Here is a 17,968-nt window from a genome sequence, read left to right as displayed (position 1 = left end):
TAATTTCAGCGCCTCCCCCCGCCCGTTTCCGGGAAGATGCCTGCGCAGAACCGAAGGGGGTGTTCGAAGATGGGAATCGCTGGAAGAATCACGCCGCTGCTGCTCGCCGGCCTCATGGTCGCCGGGTCGGCGTCCGCGGCTGATCGGGCACCGGTCGGACGGGTGGTCCGGCAGGAAGGCAGCACCGTGATCCTGCGGGACGACATCCGGTCCCCGCTGCTGATCGGCACCTCGGTCTTCACGTCGGACGTGATCGAGACCGGCTTCTCCTCCCGGGTCACGGTCCTGTTCGGCGACGGCAGCAGCCTGAGCGCCGGGCCGGAAAGCCGCGTCCAGGTCTCGGACTACACGATCGATCCGCAGGGCGGGCGGACATCGGCGCTCTTTTCCATGCTGTCCGGCATCGTCCGGGCCGTGGTCCGCCAGGCGGGGCTGGGCAGCTTCGCGGTCCAGACCGACACGGCGGTCGCGTCGGCCCGCTCGACCGAATGGACGGCGGAGATCACGCCGGCCGGCACGGCGGTGCTTGGCCTGGAGGGAGTGGTCGAGGTGCGCAGCCGTTCCACGGGGGCTGCCGTCACCCTCGCGCCCTTCGAGGGGACCGACGTGGCCTCGGGACGGGACCCGACGCCGCCCGTCACTTGGGGAGCGCCCAGGGTGGACCGGACCCTCCGCCTCGTCGGCCCGGCCAATCGTTGAGCGATGGGCAGGCGGAGTTCCTGGCTGCTGGCGGCGCTCGCCGTCCCGCTGGTCCTCGCCGGGCTCCGGCTGGCCGATGCCGAACCCGGATGGCTGCGAGGGCTTGAAGGGCGGAGCCTGACGCTGCGCTACGGGTTGCGCGGGCCGCTGGAACCCTCGGGCATCGTGTCGCTGCTGATGATCGACGACAGGACGCTGGCGGAGCATGGCCGCTGGCCGCTGTCCCGGCGGCTGATCGCCGACGCCGTCCGCCGGTTGGCGGCGGACGGCGCGCGCGTCGTCGCGATCGACCTGCTTTTTGCCGAACCCGAGGCGCCGCTGCCGGCCGAGGTCGCCGACATCCTGGACGACGCCCGCAGCCGGCTGCCGCGATCCGCGGACGGGCTGGCCGTCCGGATCGACCGACTGCTGGAAACCGCCGACCCCGACGGCACCCTGGCGGCCGCGCTGGACTCCACCGGGATCGGCGTGCTGGGTTTCGCCTTCGGCTTCGATCCGGACGGAACCGCAGCGGCCGGCGGCGCCATCCCTGACGCGCTCCGGAACGCCGCGTTCCGCGTGGTGCGGGAACCGGCGATCCCGGACCTCCGCGACGGTCACCCGGCATCGGTCGTCGTTCCGGTGCCCGTCCTCGCCCGATCGGCTGCGCTCGGCCACGTCACCGTGCGGATCGAGGCCGACGGCGTGCTGCGCCACGACCAATCCGCGATCCGCTTCGGCGATTCCTGGTATCCGAGCCTGCCGGTCGAAGCCGTCCGGCGGTACCGCGGCCTGGATGCCGACGAGGTGGCTCTCCATGTCGGGCACGGTATCCGGTTCGGACCGGACTTCGTCGCCACCGACCGCCGGATGAGGCTGCCGGTCAACCATTACGGCCCGCGCGGGACGATCGAGACCCGCTCGCTGGCCGACCTTCTGGCCGGCCGACTCCCGCCGGGCAGCTATCGCGGTCGAATCGTGCTGATCGGCGCTTCGGCCCAGGGCGTCGGCGACAGCTTCCACACCCCGTTCGGCCGGGCGCTGCCGGGGCCGGAGCATCTCGCCACCGTGATCGACAACCTGCTGACCGGACGGACGCCGAAGGACAGATCCGCCCTGCTGCCGGCCGATATCGCCGCGATCCTGGGCGGCGGGCTCCTGGGAGCGGCGCTCGGGTCCGCCCTGGCGCCGATGGCCGCTGCGGCCGGCACGGCGGTCCTGGTCGGCGGCTGGCTCGCCGCGACGGCGGTGCTGTTCGCCGCGGCGGATCTGTGGCTGGCGGTGACCTCGCCGGTGCTGGCGGCGGGGCTGGGCTTCGCCCTGTTCGCCGCGCGCCGCTCCCAGGTCGGCGAGCAGGCGCGGCGCCTGGCCGAGCGGCAGCGGCGCAACCTGATGCGCTATTTTTCGCCGGCCGTCGCCGAACGGCTGATGAACAGCAACAGGCCCGGACTGGAGGACCGGATCCAGACCGTGACGATCCTGTTCGTCGATCTGGTGGGATTCACCGGGATCAACGAGCGCCTGTCGCCCCGTGAGGCGATGGACGTGCTGCGCGGATTCTACGGCCATGTCGAATCTGCGGTGCTGGACCGGGGCGGCGTCGTGGACAAGTTCCTGGGCGACGGTGCGATGGCCATCTTCGGCATCCCCGAGCCGGCGCCCCGGGACGCCGGGGATGCCCTGGGGGCGGCGCGGCAGATCGCCGAAGGAATGGCGGAGTGGAACCGGGAGCTTGCGTCCGCGGGCCTGCCGGCGCTGACCGTCGCGATGGGGCTCCACCTGGGGCCGGTCCTGATCGGCGACACCGGCGGCACGAGGCAGTTCACCTTCACCATCATCGGCGACGCGGTCAACGTGGCGAGCCGCCTGGAATCCCTGACCCGCGAACTGGGCGTGACCATCGCGGCCTCCGACGCGGTGATCGAGGCGGCGCGCTCCACCGCCGGCGGCGCGGCGATCGAGGGATTCGTCGAACTGCCGCCCCGGCATCTCCGCGGGCGGGAGCGCCCGGTCGGCGTCTGGAGCTGGCCGGCCCCGGTTGGAACGGCCGCGCGGCCCGGCCTGTTATCGCCACCGGACCAGACCCGGTGAAGGATAAACGAGATGACGGAAACCCTGCCCAGCGACATGCCGGACGATATCGACCAGTGCGTCCAGCACGTGCTGCAGGCCGCCTGCCGCCAGGAGATCATGATCGCCACGGCGGAAAGCTGCACCGGCGGCCTGCTCGCTTCCCTGTTGACCGACATCACCGGTTGCTCCCACGCCTTCGAACGCGGTTTCGTGACCTACACCAACGACGCCAAGAACGAGATGCTGGGCGTCTCGCAGCACCTTCTTGAAGACCCCGGCCCCGTTTCGGAGGAGGTCGCCCGCGCGATGGCCGAGGGAGCCATCGACCACTCCCACGCCCATCTCAGCATCGCCATCACCGGATTCGCCGGCCCCGGCGGTCCGGGCGACGAACCCGGCCTCGTCCATTTCGCCATGGGCCGAAAGGGGAAGCCGACCCGGCACCGGATGAAGCGTTTCGGCGACCTGGGCCGCGGCGGCGTCCGGCTCGAATGCGTCCGCACCGCCCTCTCGATGCTGCGCGCCGAACTGGAGGGCATCGGCGAGCCCCGCCAAACCATGGCCGAGACACCCTGAAATCCGAACGGGTTAACTACCCCGGATCGGTTGACCCCCTTCCAGACCGTCTCCAGAGTGGAAGGCATCCCGAAGCCGGTCGTTGAGGCAGTCCGCTGTTTCACCACGCGGCCGGAGGGATGGCCCGTGACCACAAAACCATAATCGGCACGGGACCCTGACTTTCCTTGAGGGAGGAAACGGAATGGCAGTCTTTCGAAGGGCATCGTGCGCGGCGGTGCTGGCTCTCGCCTTCGGCATTGCGCAGCCGGCGCAGGCCCAGGAGTCGTTCAAGGTCGGCATCGTCACCTTCCTGTCCGGCCAGGCGGCGGAGAGCTTCGGCGTTCCGGCCTGGAACGGCGGCAAGGTCGTGATCGAGGCGCTCAACAAGGGCGAGGCGCCAGCCCCTTACGACAAGGTCGGTTTCGGCGGCATGACCATCGAGACCGTCGTGGTCGACGAGGCCGGCGGTGCCACCAAGCAGGTGCAGGAGCTTCGCAACCTGTACCAGCGCGAGAACGTGGACGTGGTGATCGGCTATGTCAGCTCCGGCGACTGCCTCGCCGTGGCGCCGGCGGCGGAGGAGCTGAAGCGCCTGCTGATCCTGTACGACTGCGGCACGCCCCGGATCTTCGAGGACGCCAAGTACGAATACGTGTTCCGCACGGCCTCCCACGCCACCATGGATAACGTGGCCCTGGCCCGGTACATGAAGACCCAGGGCGTCAAGGCGGGAACCGTCAGCGCGATCAACCAGGACTATGCCTGGGGCCACGACTCCCGGAACGACTTCCTGGCCGCCATGGAGCAGCTCTATCCCGGCTTCAAGGCCGAGGCCGACCTGCTGCCCAAGTTCGGTGCCGGCCAGTACGGCACGGAGATCTCGGCCCTGGTCCGCCAGGGCTCGGACGTGGTCCATTCCAGCCTGTGGGGCGGCGACCTCCAGGCCTTCATCCTCCAGGCCGGCCCGCGCGGGCTGTTCAAGCGCAGCCAGGTGGTGCTGAGCGCCGCCGACCACGTGCTTCCCTCCCTGGGCGACAAGATGCCCGACGGCACCATCATCGGCGCCCGCGGCGCCTATGGCCTGCTGGCCCCCAAGAGCGACCTGAACGACTGGTTCTGGAAAGTCTACCAGGACGCCTACGGCGTCTATCCGGTCCAGGCCCCCTACCGCATGGTCCAGGCGGTCCTGGGCCTGAAGGTCGCGGTCGAGAAGGCGATGGCCGAGAACGGCGGCACCAAGCCGACCAAGGAGCAGATCGCGGCGGCGCTGAAGGGTTCGGAGTGGCACTCCCCGGCCGGCACCATCCGCATGGCGCTGGGCGACGGACATCAGGCGATCCAGCAGACCGCCATCGGCCGCACCCGCTTCGACGAGGGCCGCAAGATGGTCGTGCTGGACGATATCCAGAACTTCAAGGCCGAATGCGTCAACCCGCCCCCCGGCCAGAAGAGCATCGAGTGGATCAAGGCAGGCTTCCCCGGCGCGCAGTGCGACTGACGCAGCACGGCTGAAGGCGCCTTCCCATGGATCTCGCACTGACCATTCTCCTGGATGGGCTGATCTACGCCTCGTGGCTCTTCATCGTGGCGCTCGGCCTGACGCTGGTGTTCGGCGTCCTCAAGATCCTCAACATCGCCCATGGCAGCCTCTACGCCATCGGCGCCTACGCGGCGGCCAGCTTCGTGGCGTTCTTCGCGTCGCTCGGGCTGGCGCCGGAATGGTCGCTGGTCGCCATGCTGCTGGCGGCCGTCGCGGTCGCGGTCATCGTCGGGCCGCTGCTGGAGCGGGGATTGCTGCGGCTGTTCTACGGCCGGGACGAGGTGCTGCTGGTGCTGGTCACCTATGCCCTGTTCCTGATGCTGGAGGACGTCACCAAGCTGATCTGGGGGGTCAACCCCTATTACGTCTCCGAGCCCTACACCCTGTTCGGCGACGTGGAGTTCGGCTCGCTGTTCTATGTCGGCTACGACCTGATGATGATCGTCCTGGCGGTGGTCTGCGGCCTGGGCGTCTGGTTCGGACTGAACCGGACGGTGACCGGCAAGATCGTGCTGGCCGTGATCCACAACGAGGAAGTCAGCGCCAGCATGGGGGTGAACGTCAACCGCGTCTATGTCGCGGCCTTCACCGTCGGCGTTTTCCTGGCGGCGCTGGGCGGAGCCTTCACGGCGCCGATGATCTCGGTCCAGCCGGGGCTCAGCGTGGGCGTGATCATCCTGAGCTTCGCGGTCGTGATCATCGGCGGGCTGGGCAGCATCGAGGGGGCGGCGATCGGAGCGGTGGTCGTCGGCCTCGCCCGGGCCGCCGCGGTCCACCTGATGCCCGACGCGGAGCTGTTCAGCATCTACATCGTCATGGCGGCTGTCCTGATCTTCCGACCGGAAGGCCTGTTCCAGCGCGTCTCCGCCCGCAAGATCTGACCGGCGGGAGCCTCGATCGGGAATGAACCACATGACCAGCCGACCCTTTCTTCCCGCGGCCCTGGCAACATCCGCGACCGTCGCGGCGCTGCTCGCGGCGGGACTTCTCATGCCGCGCTGGCTCCTGTTCCTGGGGACCATCGCCGCCTCCTACGGCATCGTGACGCTCGGCATCGTGCTGCTGATGCGGAGCGGCGTCGTGTCGTTCGGCCAGGGGCTGGTCTATGCGGCCGGCGGCTATGTCGCCGGCCTCGCCCATACCCGGCTCGGCATCACCGACGCCGTCCTGCTGATGCTGGTCGGCGGAACGGCGGCGGCGCTGGCCGGCGCCGTCGTCGGGCCGCTGCTCGCCCGCTACCGGGGCATCTTCTTCTCCATGCTGACCCTGGCGCTCTCCATGGTGCTCTACGGCGCCCTGGTGAAGTCGCCCGCGATCGGCGGGTCGGACGGCTTCAACGTCGGGCGGCCGACGATGCTGGGCTGGACGCCGCCCGAGGCCTATGCGGACTATTCCATCTACGCCCTGGCAGTGGTCGTGACCGGCATCGTGGCCTTCCTCGCCACGGTCTATTTCCGCTCCGCCCGGGGGCTGGTGTCGCTGGCGATCCGCGACAACGACCTGCGGGTGGAATATCTGGGCGCCTCCGTCCAGGCGGCCATCGCGGTGAACTTCACCCTGGCCGCGGCGCTGGGCGGAATCGGCGGCGCGCTGACGGTGATGGCGCTCGGCCACATCGATCCGAACTTCGCCTATTGGACCACGTCGGGCGAGTTCGTCTTCGTGGCGATCCTCAGCGGCCACCATGGGGTGGTCGCGGTGTTCATCGCCTCCGTCCTGCTGGAACTGGTCCGGTCCTTCTCCAGCCTGTATTTCCCGCACATGTGGCAGTTCTCCCTGGGCCTCTTCCTGCTTCTGGTGATCCTGTTCCTGCCGCGCGGCATCGGCTCGCTGTGGTCCAAGCGGGCCGCGACGGCGGGACGGAGCCGCGCGCCCGCCGTCCGGTCCGCCCGCGGGGAGGCCGTGCCATGACCTCGGTCCTGTCCGCCCATGATCTGGGCAAGAGCTTCGGCGCCGTCGTGGCCGCGTCGGGACTGTCGATGGAGGTCCCCGCCGGCCAGCGGGTCAGCCTGATCGGCAGCAACGGTGCGGGAAAGACAACATTCGTCAACATGGTGACCGGGTACCTGAAGCCGGACAGCGGGCGAATCCTGCTGGAGGGCCGCGACATCACCGCCCTGGCGCCCCGGCGGATCAGCCGCATGGGCGTCAGCCGGTCGTTCCAGATTCCGCAGCTCTGCATCGAGCTGACGGCGCTGGAGAACATGCTGGTGGCGCTCGCAGCCTCCGATCCGGGGGGTCGCCTGTCGTTCTGGAAGCCGGCCCATGCCGACGACCAGCGGATCCGGGCGGAGGAACTGCTCGACCGCTTTGGCCTGGCCGAATACGCCGACCGGCCGGTGACCGAACTGCCGGGCGGCGTCCGCAAGCTGCTGGACATCGCCATGGCCCTGACCGGCCGCCCCCGCCTGCTGCTGCTGGACGAACCGACCAGCGGCGTCAGCGCGGAGGAGAAATTCCCGATGATGGAGACGGTGATGGGGGCACTGGCCCGCGAGTCCGTCACCGTCCTGTTCGTGGAGCACGACATGGATATCGTGACCCGGTACGCCGACCGCGTGGTCGCCTTCTTCAACGGCCGCATCATCGCCGACGACCCGCCGGACCGGGTGCTGGACGACCCCGAGGTGCAGCGGTACGTCACGGGGAGCGCGCGATGACCGCCGGGATGCTGGCCGTGGACGGAGTCCATGTCGTCATCCAGTCGGTCACAGCGCTGCGCGGTTTCGGCATGACCGCAGCGCCCGGCGAGATGATCGGGCTGGTCGGCCGCAACGGTGCCGGCAAGACCACCATGATGCGGACCATCATGGGCCACCTGGCGCCGGTCCAGGGCCATATCCGGGTCGATGGGACCGACCTGCGCACGGTCGCGAGGCATCACCGCGCCGACCTGGGCATCGGCTACATGCCGGAGGACCGCGGCCTGATCCCCGCCTTGACGGTGGAGGAGAATATCCTTCTGCCGACCTGGGTGACCAAGCGGCTGGACGGCCGGCAGCGGCTCGACTTCGTCTACGGCATCATGCCGGAGCTGAAGGCCATGCGGGAGCGCAAGGCGCTGCTGCTGAGCGGCGGGCAGCAGAAGATGGTGGCGCTGGGCCGAGCCCTGGCGGTCGGCACCCGCCTGCTGTTGCTGGACGAACCGTTCGAGGGCGTGGCTCCCGCCCTGTCGCAGCGGCTGTCGGAGGTGATCTCCGCTCTCAAGGGCAAGGATCTGGCGGTGGTGATTTCCCAGTCGGACCTGAACCATTCCCAATCCCTGTTCGACCGCGAGTACATCATCGAGCGTGGCGCCAACGGCACCATGCGGGAGAAGGCGCACTGATGCCCTGGCCCGACGACACCCTTCCGGCGACCCGGATGGAGGCCCATTTCGGCGACCGCGTCGTCCGCTGCTTCACCGACCGGCCCGGCAGCCTGATAGCCATGCTGACGGACGCCGTTGATCGCAACCCGGACGGCGACGCGGTCGTCTGCGGCGACCGGCGCCTGAGCTACCGCCAGCTTGGCGAGGAGGTGGACCGTCTCGCCGCCGGCTTGGTCGAGCGCGGCATCCGGCCCGGCGACCGGGTGGCGCTGCTGCTCGGCAACCGGGTGGAGTTCGTCACCTCGCTCTACGCCGTCGCAAGGGCCGGCGCCATCGCCGTGCCCCTGAGCGTGCGGGAGCGGAAGCCCGGCCTGGACTATGTGCTGGACGACTGCGGCGCCTCCCTGGTGATCCACGAGGCGGACCTGACGGACCGGCTGCCGGACATCGCGGGGCTGATGCGGGTCGCGGTCCCGTTCGAAGGAATGCACTCCCCGGCTCCGCCGCCGCCCGTGCCGTCGGTGCGGGAGGAGGATACCGCCGTCATCCTCTATACCTCGGGCACGACCGGCAAGCCCAAGGGGGCGATGCTGACCCATCTCGGCATCTGTCATTCAGCTCTCCATTACGAAACCTGCATGGGCCTGACGGCCCGGGATCGCTCGGTTCTGGCGGTCCCGGGCAGTCATGTGACCGGACTGATCGGCATGGTCGCGGCGATGCTGCGCGTCGCCGGCGCGCTGCTGATCCTGCCGGCCTTCAAGGCACGGGATTTCCTGGCCCTGGCGTCGGCGGAACGGATGACCCACACCATCCTGGTGCCGGCCATGTACAATCTGTGCCTGCTCCAGCCGGACTTCGCAGAATTCGACCTGTCCGCCTGGCGGATCGGCGCCTTCGGCGGCGCCCCCATGCCCGACGCGACCATCGCGGCGCTGGCCCGCACGGTGCCAGGCCTGACCCTGATGAATGCCTACGGCGCCACCGAGACCACCTCGCCCGCCACGATCATGCCGATCGGCCACACCCCCGGCCGGCTGGACAGCGTCGGCCGCGCGGTGCCCTGCGCCGAGATCCGCGTGATGGACGCCGAGGGGCGCGAGGTCCCGGCGGGCGAGACGGGTGAGCTTTGGATCCGCGGACCGATGGTGGTGAAAGGATACTGGAACAAGCCCGAGGCGACCGCCCAAGGCTTCACCGCCGGGTTCTGGCATTCCGGCGACATCGGCTCGGTCGATGCGGACGGTTATGTCCGGGTGTTCGACCGCCTGAAGGACATGATCAACCGCGGCGGCTACAAGATCTTCAGCGCCGAGGTCGAGAACGTGCTGAGCCATTTCCCCGGCGTGCGGGAGGTGGCAGTCGTCGGATACCCCTGCCCTGTCCTGGGCGAGCGCGTCCACGCCTTCATCGCGGCGGAGGCCGAAATCGATACGGCGGCGTTGAAGGCGTTCTGCGCGGAGCGCCTGTCCGACTACAAGGTGCCGGAAGGCTTCACGATCGAGCCCGGCACGCTTCCGCGCAATCCGAACGGGAAGGTCATCAAGCGGACATTGCGGGAGAGGCTGGCAAATGGTGTGGATTGTCGATCAGCGTAGGTCGGCCTTGGCCCAAAGGGCCAACGCCGACAGCATGCCGGAACGTTTGACTCCAGTGTCGGCGTTCGCCCTACGGGCGAAGGCCGACCTACGAATCGTGCCGATTTATAAGACCATGATCCTATAAATGGTAGGTCGGCGTCAAGAAGGTTCTTCTTGTATCTGTCATACCACCGCGACAAGCCGGCGGATCAGCACCGCCGCCCCCTCCGCCGCGGCGCCGCAGAAGGCGGCGAAGTCCATGTGGCTTTCGGCGCCGGCGAGGTCGCTGAGCGAGCGGACGACGAGGCAGGGAATGCCGTAGCGCTCCGCGACCTGGGCGACGGCGGCGCCTTCCATCTCGATCGCCAGCGCCTCACCGAAGTCGCGGTAAAGGCGTTCGCGGGTGGCTTCGCAGTTGAGGAAGGTGTCGCCGGTCAGGACCGTGCCGAAATGGATCGTGGGCACGCGCGGTTCGGCGCCCGTCGCCTTGGCGTCGAAGGCCGGGAGGGCGATGTTGTTCAGGGCGGTCCGGACCTTGTCCTCCAGGGCGGGAGCCAGGGCGTAGCCGTGGGTCTCGTCGAAGCCGGGGAGCGGCGGGACGCCGGGCTGGTAGGGACGGATGCGGCCTTCGACAAGGGCGCCGTAGTCGTGCTGGACAAGGCGCGTCGCGACCACCACGTCGCCGATGCCGAGCTTCGGGTCGAGGCCGCCGGCGACGCCGGAGAACAGCAGGGCATGGCAGCCGAAGATTTCCGCCAGCAGGGTCGCGACCACCGCGGCGTTGACCTTGCCGATGCCGCTTTCGACCATCACCGTGGGCCGGCCTTCCAGGGTGCCTTCGCGAAAGGTCAGCCCGGCCAGCGTGCGGGACGCCGTCTCGGCGAAGCTGGATCCGAAATGGGCGATCTCGTCGGGGATGGCGCAGATCAGGCCGAGGGGGTTTGCGGTCATGTCGGTGTTCCCGGGATCGAAGGCGGCTGGTTATCAGTCATACCGGCTTTTATAGTCCGCTGTCATGGATGACATGGTTCAGAACGATGCGCTGCTGCCGCCGAACTTCCTCGGCTGGTTCTCCAATCGCGGCTGGTCGCCGCATGCCCACCAGATCGAGATGCTGCGGGCCGCCCGCGACGGCGCCGACGCGCTGCTGATCGCTCCCACCGGCGGCGGCAAGACGCTGTCGGGGTTCCTGCCCAGCCTGATCGACCTGTCGGAACGGCCGCGCGACGGATTGCACACGCTGTACATCTCGCCGCTGAAGGCCCTGGCGGTCGATATCCAGCGCAACCTTGAAAGCCCGGTCGCCGAACTGCGCCTGCCGATCCGGACGGAGACCCGGACGGGCGACACCTCCGCCGCCAAGCGCCAGCGCCAGCGGTCGAAGCCGCCGCAGGTGCTGATGACGACTCCGGAGAGCCTGGCGCTGATGCTGTCCTATACGGACGCGGAGAAGATCTTCAAAGGCCTTCGCTGCGTGGTGATCGACGAGTTGCACGCCCTGGCCGGGACGAAACGCGGCGACCTGCTGGCGCTGGGGCTGGCGCGGCTGGCGAAGTTGGCGCCCGGCGGGCGGCGCGTCGGACTGTCGGCGACGGTGGCTCATCCGGACCATCTGATCGCGTACCTGTCGAAGACCGGCAAGGCCGGGGGCGGCGACGTGCGGACCGTCACGGGCCGGTCGGGTGCCCGCGCCCAGGTCGATATCCTGACGACCCGCGAGCGGCTGCCCTGGTCCGGCCGGATGGCGGTCCACGCGCTGGGCGAGGTTTATGAGCAGATCCGCCGGGCCGGCACAACGCTGGTGTTCGTCAATACCCGCGCGCAGGCCGAGCTGGTCTTCCAGGAGCTGTGGAAGATCAACGAGGACGGGCTTGCCATCGCGCTCCACCATGGCAGCCTTGCGGCGGAGCAGCGCCGCAAGGTCGAGGCCGCCATGGCGCGCGGGGCCTTGCGGGCGGTGGTCGCGACCTCGTCCCTGGACCTGGGCATCGACTGGGCCGCCGTGGATCTGGTCGTGCAGGTCGGAGCCCCCAAGGGAGTCAGCCGGCTGCTCCAGCGGATCGGCCGGGCCAACCACCGGCTGGACGAGGCGAGCCGCGCCGTGCTGGTGCCGGCCAACCGGTTCGAGGTGCTGGAATGCCGGGCCGCCGTGCAGTCGATCGCCACATATACCTTGGACGGCGACCCGCCGCGCCCGGGCGGGCTGGACGTGCTGGCGCAGCATGTCCTGGGCATGGGCTGTGCTGCCCCGTTCGACGCGGATGAACTGTATGCGGAGGTGACCTCGGCGGCGCCCTACTCCGCCCTGACGCGCGCGGACTTCGACGACGTGCTGAACTTCGTCGCGACCGGCGGCTACGCGCTCGGCAGCTACGACCGGTTCAAGCGGCTGGTGCGGGACGAGGAGGACGGGCTGTACCGGGTCGCCGGGCCGGTCGTCGCCCGCCAATACCGGATGAATGTCGGCACGATCGTCGCGGCCGTGACGCTGAAGGTCCGGCTCGGCCGGTCCCAGGTGCTGGGGGAGGTCGAGGAGTCCTTCGTGCAGTCGCTGATACCGGGCGACACCTTCCTGTTCGCCGGGCAATTGCTGAAGTTCCAGGGCATCCAGGAGACCTACGTCAATTGCGCGCGGGGCGGCCAGGGCGACCCCAAGGTGCCGGCCTATGCCGGCGGCAGGATGCCGCTGTCCACCCATCTGGCGGACGAGGTCCGGGCCATGCTGGCGGACCCCGGCGTCTGGGGCGAGCTGCCGGCGGCGGTGCAGGAATGGCTGCGCCTCCAGCGGCTGCGGTCGGTGATGCCGCCGCGGGAAGGGCTTCTGGTCGAGAGCTTTCCGCGCGGGAAGCAGCATTTCCTGGTGGCCTACTGCTTCGAGGGGCGCAACGCCCACCAGACGCTGGGCATGCTGCTGACCCGCAGGATGGAGCGCGCCGGGCTGAAGCCGTTGGGCTTCGTCGCGACCGATTATGTGTTGTCGGTCTGGAGCCTGCGGCCAGTCCGGGACGTGGACGCCCTGTTCGACCAGGACATGCTGGGCGACGACCTGGAAGCCTGGATGGACGAGTCGAGCATGCTGCGCCGGACCTTCCGCAACGTGGCCGTGATCTCCTGCCTGATCGAGCGGCGCCATCCCGGCCAGGAGAAGACGGGGCGGCAGGTGACCTTCAGTTCGGACCTGATCTACGACGTGCTGCGCAAGCACGAGCCGAACCACGTGCTGCTGCGGGCGACCCGGGCGGATGCGGCGGGCGGACTGACCGACGTGCGGCGGCTGGCCGACATGCTTGCCCGGGTCAAGGGCCGCATCATGCATCGGGCGCTGGCCCGGGTGTCGCCGCTGGCCGTGCCCGTGCTGCTGGAGGTCGGGCGCGAGCAGGTCTCCGGCTCGGCGCTTGACGACCTGCTGGGCGAGGCGGAACAGGAACTGATCGACGAGGCGATGCCGGAACTGCGGGGCGGCGCGAGCCTGGATCAGGGGGTGCTGCCGATATAGACGCGCCCATCCCCGTGGTTTGCAATTGACGCGCCCTTCCCGATCGGCGACACCTATGCCGGAACTTAAAGTGAACATATCGGGTTCTCCGTGATTTCGCCAGAGAATTTAATCCTGAACGGCGTGCCGCTGGTGGCCGACCTGTCCGGGGCGCTGCTGTGGCCGGAGAAGCGGCTGATGGTGGTGGCCGACCTGCACCTGGAGAAGGGGTCGGCCTTCGCCCAGCGCGGCCAGTTGCTGCCGCCCTACGACACGGGAGCCACGCTTGCGCGGCTGGAAGCGCTGGTCGAGAGCCGGCGGCCGGAAACCGTGATCTGCCTGGGCGACAGCTTCCACGACCGGCGCGCCGCCGAGCGGCTGTCGCGTCCGGACGCCGAGCGGATCGCCCGGCTGACGGCAGGCCGCGACTGGATCTGGATAACCGGCAACCACGACCCGGAGCCGCCGGCGCATCTGGGCGGCAGGATCGAGGATACCGTCGTCCTGGGGCCGCTGTGCTTCCGCCACGAGGCGACCGTCGGGGCCGGGGGCGAGGTTTCCGGCCACTACCACCCGGTCGCCGCCGTGCGGGTGCGGGGTAGACGGGTGCGCGCCCGGTGTTTCGCCGGCGACGGGCGGCGGCTGATCATGCCGTCGTTCGGCGCCTATACGGGCGGGCTGAACGTGCTGGACCGCGCGCTGGCGCCGCTGCTGGGCCGGCGGTTCCAGGTCCATATGATGGGCAGGGAGCGGTTGTTCGAGTTTCCCAGCGCCCGGCTGGAGCCGGATCTGGAACGGGTGTCCTGAGCGGCGGGAGCGGTCCGGCGGGCGGCATGGATTGATCCGGCGCCGAAGGGGTATAGATCGCTGGAGCGGGCGCCCTGCCCCGCCGCCGTTCCTTCCCCGCCTGCAAAGTGCCCATGACATCGCGATCCCCCGTCATCGTCTGGTTCCGCCACGACCTGCGCCTTGCCGACAACCCCGCCCTTCACCACGCGGCGGAGAGCGGGGCGCTGGTGATCCCCTTGTATCTGCTGGACGATGGCGGGGCCGACGGCGTGAGGCCGCCGGGGGGTGCCGGGCGCTGGTGGCTTCACCATAGCCTGGAACGGCTGGGCGCTGCGCTCGCCCGGCTGGGCTCGCCGCTGGTGCTGAGGCGGGGGCCGGCCGGGGATGTGCTCGACGGCTTGATCGCCGGGACCGGGGCCGGCACCGTTGTCTGGAACCGGGAGTGCGATCCGGCGGCGATCCGGCGGCGATCCGGCGGGATGCGGCGGTGCAGGAGCGAATGGCCGGGCTGGGCGTCGCGGTCGAATGCTTCGACGGCGGGCTGCTGGTCGGGCAGGATCGGGTCCGGTCGAAAGCCGGAACGCCCTTCAAGGTCTTCACGCCGTTCTGGAAGACGCTCTCCACCGCCCATGAACCCGCACGCCCGCTGCCCGACCCCGCGGCGCTGTCGCCGCCGGGGAATGCGCCGGCTTCGGATGCCCTGGCCGCCTGGGGATTGCTGCCGACCTCGCCCGACTGGGCCGGCGGTCTGCGGGACGACTGGACCCCCGGCGAAGCGGCCGCGGCGGGGCGGCTCGCGGATTTCCTGGACGCGATCCTGCGGGATTACAGGACCGGCCGCGACCGTCCCGGCCGGGACGGCACCTCGCGGCTGTCGCCGCACCTGCACTGGGGCGAGATCTCTCCCCGGCAGGTCTGGCACGCGGCGCAGCATCGGGCCGAGGCGGCGGCCGGGCTGGAGCCCGCGATGGAGGCCTTCCTGCGGGAAATCGGCTGGCGGGAATTCACCCACGGGCTTCTGCTGGCCAACCCCGACATGAGGACGGAGCCGATGGACAGTCGGTTCAAGGCCCTGCCCTGGCGGAACGACGATGCCGGCCTGAAGGCGTGGCAGCGGGGACGGACAGGGTATCCGATCGTCGATGCCGGGATGCGCCAGCTCTGGCGGACGGGATGGATGCACAACCGGGTGCGGATGATCGTCGGATCTTTCCTCGTGAAGGACCTGCTGCTGCCCTGGCAGTCGGGAGAGGAATGGTTCTGGGACACGCTGGTGGATGCGGACGCCGCCAACAACAGCGCCAACTGGCAGTGGATCGCCGGTTGCGGCGCCGATCCCGCGCCGTTCTTCCGGGTGTTCAACCCCGTGCTCCAGGGCCGCAAGTTCGACCCCGACGGCAGCTATGTGCGGCGGTACGTGCCGGAGCTGGAACGGCTGCCCGACCGCTACGTCCACGAACCCTGGAGCGCCCCGGCCGAGGTGCTGGCGAAGGCCGGCGTGACGCTGGGCCGGACCTACCCGAAACCGATCGTGGATCATGGTGCGGCACGCGACCGGGCGCTGGAGGCATTCCGGGCGGTGAAGGCGGCTGGGAAAGTCGCTCCCCCGGGCTGAGGCCGCAGATGTCAGCATTCGTGATGGTCGAGGGAGCGTCATGTCAACATGGCCCCCGGGAGGAAGGCCGCAAATGTCATCATCCGTGTTGCAGGGGGAGCCTTCATGGAGGGTCATGTGGTGGAAGCTGCTTACCTTGTCAGTAAAGTTGCTTAAACAGTAATCATTGATATTAAGGATGGAAGTCTAGAATCAGAGTTCGACGAAAACCTGCATCTATCGCAGCCAGGTGCGTTTCTGGTGGGATGGCGCCGACTATGCATGTGATACGACCGAATTGCGATCTGCAAGAATACCATGTATGATTGCGCATATCTCTTATGACCTTCCGAAATGCTGTGGACATAGCGTAGCGGACCATACAACCTTTGTATCCGCACTAAACATACGCCAGCACTCTAATTTTCCGCTGTACTAAGCGGGAAGAACTATTTAAATTGAAGAACTATGCGGTATCCCTTACATGAAGAAGATGATTATGAGCAAGACGTTCGAAGCAGGTTGGGAAAAAGCCTTCAAAGTTATGAAAGATAACTATTCATTAACGGATGATGCGATCGGCGTTTTTGCAATTAATCTTCGCTTCAATCTTGATGATATACAGACAATTTCCAGCGAGTCTATCACAGGAGGAGGCGATGACAAGAAATGTGATGTACTTTATGTAGATAAAGAAAGGCAGGTAGCTGTTATTGCTCAATGTTACATCTCAAAAAGAATTAGAGAGTCCGCGCCGGCTAACAAAGCATCTGACCTGAATACAGCTATTACTTGGCTTTTATCTACAAATTTGGATCTACTTCCGGATAATTTGAAAGGCCGTGCAGACGAACTCAGATCGGCGATAAACTCCGGTGAAATAAAACAGATTTATATATGGTATGTCCATAATTTGCCAGGCTCGAAGAATGTCAAAGATGAATTGCGTGCCGTTGAGAATGCTGCCAAAGTTGCACTTAAAAGCTATCATTTCGGCCAAGATATCAACATCTTTGCTGAGGAAGTGTGCGAAGCTCAACTTGAACGGCTCTATACACAAGCCGAGCGCACTGTCATTGTCACAGACGAAATTACGACTACTGTGCCTGATGCAGTTGAGATTAAAGAAACCGATTGGCAATCAGTTGTAACCGTTGTTAACGGAAAATGGATTCATGACTTGTATCACCAATATAAGACTGACTTGTTTTCTGCTAATTTGCGGGCCTATCTGGGATCCCGCGAAAGCGACTCGCACATAAACAATGGCATAAAGACTACCGCGCAAGAACAGCCAAGTAACTTCTATGTTTATAACAATGGCATAACAGCTCTGGTTCTTGACTATGAGTTAGGAAAACGATCAAAAAATGGAAGGAGGCTCAAAATCGTCGGTATATCAATCGTCAACGGCGCGCAGACTACAGGATCCATCGCAAATCTTGAAGATGTACCTCCCAAGAGTTTGCAAGTTCCCATCAGATTTGTCAAGGCAACTAAAGATGGCATAGTTGAGAACGTTGTTCGCTACAACAATTCTCAGAACAAACTACAAGCCGCCGATTTCAGAAGCACAGATCAGATACAAGAACGTCTGAGGACGGAATTTGAGAGTATACCTGATGCTGAATATGAAGGTGGAAGAAGGGGAGGAGCAAGCGATGCAATCAAAAGAAGCAAGTTCACACTTCCGTCCTACACAGTAGGTCAGTCTCTTGCCGCCTTTCACGGTGATCCAGTTACAGCTTATGACAAGAAATCTGAGCTTTGGACTAATGAGAAAAATTATCGCCATATATTCACTGATCGAACTACTGCGCGCCACATAGTTTTCTGCTATTCATTATTAAGCGCGATTAATGATCAAAAACTGGAGCTAACTCAAAGGCACAAGAAAGATCCATCATCCTTGACGAACGTCGAAAATACCAGCCTTGGATTCTTAAATAAAAAAGGCTCAAACTATTTACTTCTTCATGTAATATCACAGTGCATGGAGACTATTTTGTCTAAATCCATTCCAAACCGTTTTGATCTACAATTCATTAACAATGTGAGTCCAAGCACTGCATCCAATTATTGGCTTCCTATTGTTAGCATGATGCTTTCTCTTTCAAACCAGTTAGATAATGCGTTTTCGAGAAACCGCATATCGAACGAAAGTGTTTCAAAAACTGTGCCTAACTTCGTAGGAGTAGTAGCATCAATCAGCACTCTGCAGAAAGAAAACTTCGAGAAATTTGCCGCATACACGAGAATTGGACTATAGCACATCAAACTGAGAGGGGATGCAGCCCAGTTCATAATCGTTCTTCGGCTTTAATGCATTAGTAGGGAGCGCCAGCCCGGGAAGGCGGCGCCCCCCTGCCCC

At 66.2% G+C, this 17,968-nt stretch carries 14 protein-coding genes and 1 pseudogene; 14 read left to right on the top strand and 1 reads right to left on the bottom strand.

The genetic code is table 11. The features are described from left to right. The first annotated feature begins 69 nt into the window (after window positions 1-69). From IGS68_RS10940 to IGS68_RS10900, 9 genes are all read left to right on the top strand, one after another. Entirely contained in the window at window positions 70-699 is a 630-nt protein-coding gene (locus IGS68_RS10940) for a FecR family protein (RefSeq protein ID WP_201079837.1), read from the top strand. A gap of 3 nt (window positions 700-702) precedes the next feature. Next, complete coding sequence (locus tag IGS68_RS10935) at window positions 703-2,769, top strand: CHASE2 domain-containing protein (protein WP_201079835.1); 2,067 nt, start codon at window positions 703-705, stop codon at window positions 2,767-2,769. 12 nt (window positions 2,770-2,781) lie between these two features. Beyond that, window positions 2,782-3,327 carry a CinA family protein gene (locus IGS68_RS10930; protein ID WP_247881277.1) on the top strand — a complete coding sequence of 182 codons (546 nt, stop codon included), beginning with the start codon at window positions 2,782-2,784 and terminating at the stop codon, window positions 3,325-3,327. A gap of 184 nt (window positions 3,328-3,511) precedes the next feature. Beyond that, window positions 3,512-4,807: an ABC transporter substrate-binding protein gene (locus IGS68_RS10925; protein WP_201079833.1), complete on the top strand. Its 1,296-nt coding sequence runs from the start codon at window positions 3,512-3,514 to the stop codon at window positions 4,805-4,807. Window positions 4,808-4,833: 26 nt separating this feature from the next. Beyond that, window positions 4,834-5,730 carry a branched-chain amino acid ABC transporter permease gene (locus IGS68_RS10920; RefSeq protein ID WP_201079831.1) on the top strand — a complete coding sequence of 299 codons (897 nt, stop codon included), beginning with the start codon at window positions 4,834-4,836 and terminating at the stop codon, window positions 5,728-5,730. Between the two features lie 31 nt (window positions 5,731-5,761). Next, on the top strand, window positions 5,762-6,760 hold the full coding sequence (locus IGS68_RS10915; protein WP_201079829.1) for a branched-chain amino acid ABC transporter permease: 999 nt from the start codon (window positions 5,762-5,764) through the stop codon (window positions 6,758-6,760). Next, the gene (locus tag IGS68_RS10910) at window positions 6,757-7,509 is read left to right on the top strand and encodes an ABC transporter ATP-binding protein (protein WP_201079827.1); all 753 of its coding nucleotides are present in this window, start codon (window positions 6,757-6,759) and stop codon (window positions 7,507-7,509) included. Before IGS68_RS10915 ends, IGS68_RS10910 begins: the two co-directional genes overlap by 4 nt. After that, a complete protein-coding gene (locus tag IGS68_RS10905) occupies window positions 7,506-8,177 on the top strand; it encodes an ABC transporter ATP-binding protein (RefSeq protein ID WP_247881276.1) in 672 nt (223 codons plus the stop codon). The genes IGS68_RS10910 and IGS68_RS10905 overlap by 4 nt, the downstream gene beginning before the upstream one ends. Further along, the gene (locus tag IGS68_RS10900; protein WP_201079825.1) at window positions 8,177-9,757 is read left to right on the top strand and encodes a class I adenylate-forming enzyme family protein; all 1,581 of its coding nucleotides are present in this window, start codon (window positions 8,177-8,179) and stop codon (window positions 9,755-9,757) included. The genes IGS68_RS10905 and IGS68_RS10900 overlap by 1 nt, the downstream gene beginning before the upstream one ends. 165 nt (window positions 9,758-9,922) lie before the next feature. On the opposite strand, the gene IGS68_RS10895 is transcribed toward IGS68_RS10900, so the two are convergent. Beyond that, window positions 9,923-10,690 carry a 5'-methylthioadenosine/adenosylhomocysteine nucleosidase gene (locus IGS68_RS10895; protein ID WP_201079823.1) on the bottom strand — a complete coding sequence of 256 codons (768 nt, stop codon included), beginning with the start codon at window positions 10,688-10,690 and terminating at the stop codon, window positions 9,923-9,925. Window positions 10,691-10,763: 73 nt separating this feature from the next. On the opposite strand from IGS68_RS10895, the gene IGS68_RS10890 reads away from it, so the two are divergent. The 5 genes and pseudogenes from IGS68_RS10890 (at window position 10,764) to IGS68_RS10875 (ending at window position 17,866) form a co-directional block, all read left to right on the top strand. Further along, window positions 10,764-13,235 carry a ligase-associated DNA damage response DEXH box helicase gene (locus tag IGS68_RS10890; RefSeq protein ID WP_371821891.1) on the top strand — a complete coding sequence of 824 codons (2,472 nt, stop codon included), beginning with the start codon at window positions 10,764-10,766 and terminating at the stop codon, window positions 13,233-13,235. A gap of 90 nt (window positions 13,236-13,325) precedes the next feature. Further along, a complete protein-coding gene (pdeM, locus tag IGS68_RS10885) occupies window positions 13,326-14,021 on the top strand; it encodes a ligase-associated DNA damage response endonuclease PdeM (protein WP_247881275.1) in 696 nt (231 codons plus the stop codon). A 113-nt stretch (window positions 14,022-14,134) separates the two neighbouring features. Then, a pseudogene (locus IGS68_RS36300) lies at window positions 14,135-14,491 on the top strand (deoxyribodipyrimidine photo-lyase); the annotation flags it as partial. Continuing rightward, the gene (locus tag IGS68_RS10880) at window positions 14,446-15,618 is read left to right on the top strand and encodes a cryptochrome/photolyase family protein (RefSeq protein ID WP_412766134.1); all 1,173 of its coding nucleotides are present in this window, start codon (window positions 14,446-14,448) and stop codon (window positions 15,616-15,618) included. The pseudogene IGS68_RS36300 and the gene IGS68_RS10880, both read left to right, overlap by 46 nt. A gap of 478 nt (window positions 15,619-16,096) precedes the next feature. Next, a complete protein-coding gene (locus tag IGS68_RS10875) occupies window positions 16,097-17,866 on the top strand; it encodes an AIPR family protein (RefSeq protein WP_201079819.1) in 1,770 nt (589 codons plus the stop codon). The last annotated feature ends 102 nt before the right edge of the window (window positions 17,867-17,968 follow it).

It is taken from the genome of Skermanella sp. TT6, assembly GCF_016653635.2.
Taxonomy (GTDB): domain Bacteria; phylum Pseudomonadota; class Alphaproteobacteria; order Azospirillales; family Azospirillaceae; genus Skermanella; species Skermanella cutis.
Note: the sequence above shows the minus strand (reverse complement) of the source record. Positions and strands in the feature narration are given on the sequence as shown.

Coding starts and splice junctions, on each gene's coding strand:
- IGS68_RS10940 (WP_201079837.1), top strand. CDS start 70: ATGGGAATCGCTGGAAGAATCACGCCGCTGCTGCTCGCCGGCCTCATG.
- IGS68_RS10935 (WP_201079835.1), top strand. CDS start 703: ATGGGCAGGCGGAGTTCCTGGCTGCTGGCGGCGCTCGCCGTCCCGCTG.
- IGS68_RS10930 (WP_247881277.1), top strand. CDS start 2,782: ATGACGGAAACCCTGCCCAGCGACATGCCGGACGATATCGACCAGTGC.
- IGS68_RS10925 (WP_201079833.1), top strand. CDS start 3,512: ATGGCAGTCTTTCGAAGGGCATCGTGCGCGGCGGTGCTGGCTCTCGCC.
- IGS68_RS10920 (WP_201079831.1), top strand. CDS start 4,834: ATGGATCTCGCACTGACCATTCTCCTGGATGGGCTGATCTACGCCTCG.
- IGS68_RS10915 (WP_201079829.1), top strand. CDS start 5,762: ATGACCAGCCGACCCTTTCTTCCCGCGGCCCTGGCAACATCCGCGACC.
- IGS68_RS10910 (WP_201079827.1), top strand. CDS start 6,757: ATGACCTCGGTCCTGTCCGCCCATGATCTGGGCAAGAGCTTCGGCGCC.
- IGS68_RS10905 (WP_247881276.1), top strand. CDS start 7,506: ATGACCGCCGGGATGCTGGCCGTGGACGGAGTCCATGTCGTCATCCAG.
- IGS68_RS10900 (WP_201079825.1), top strand. CDS start 8,177: ATGCCCTGGCCCGACGACACCCTTCCGGCGACCCGGATGGAGGCCCAT.
- IGS68_RS10895 (WP_201079823.1), bottom strand. CDS start 10,690: ATGACCGCAAACCCCCTCGGCCTGATCTGCGCCATCCCCGACGAGATC.
- IGS68_RS10890 (WP_371821891.1), top strand. CDS start 10,764: ATGGTTCAGAACGATGCGCTGCTGCCGCCGAACTTCCTCGGCTGGTTC.
- IGS68_RS10875 (WP_201079819.1), top strand. CDS start 16,097: ATGAGCAAGACGTTCGAAGCAGGTTGGGAAAAAGCCTTCAAAGTTATG.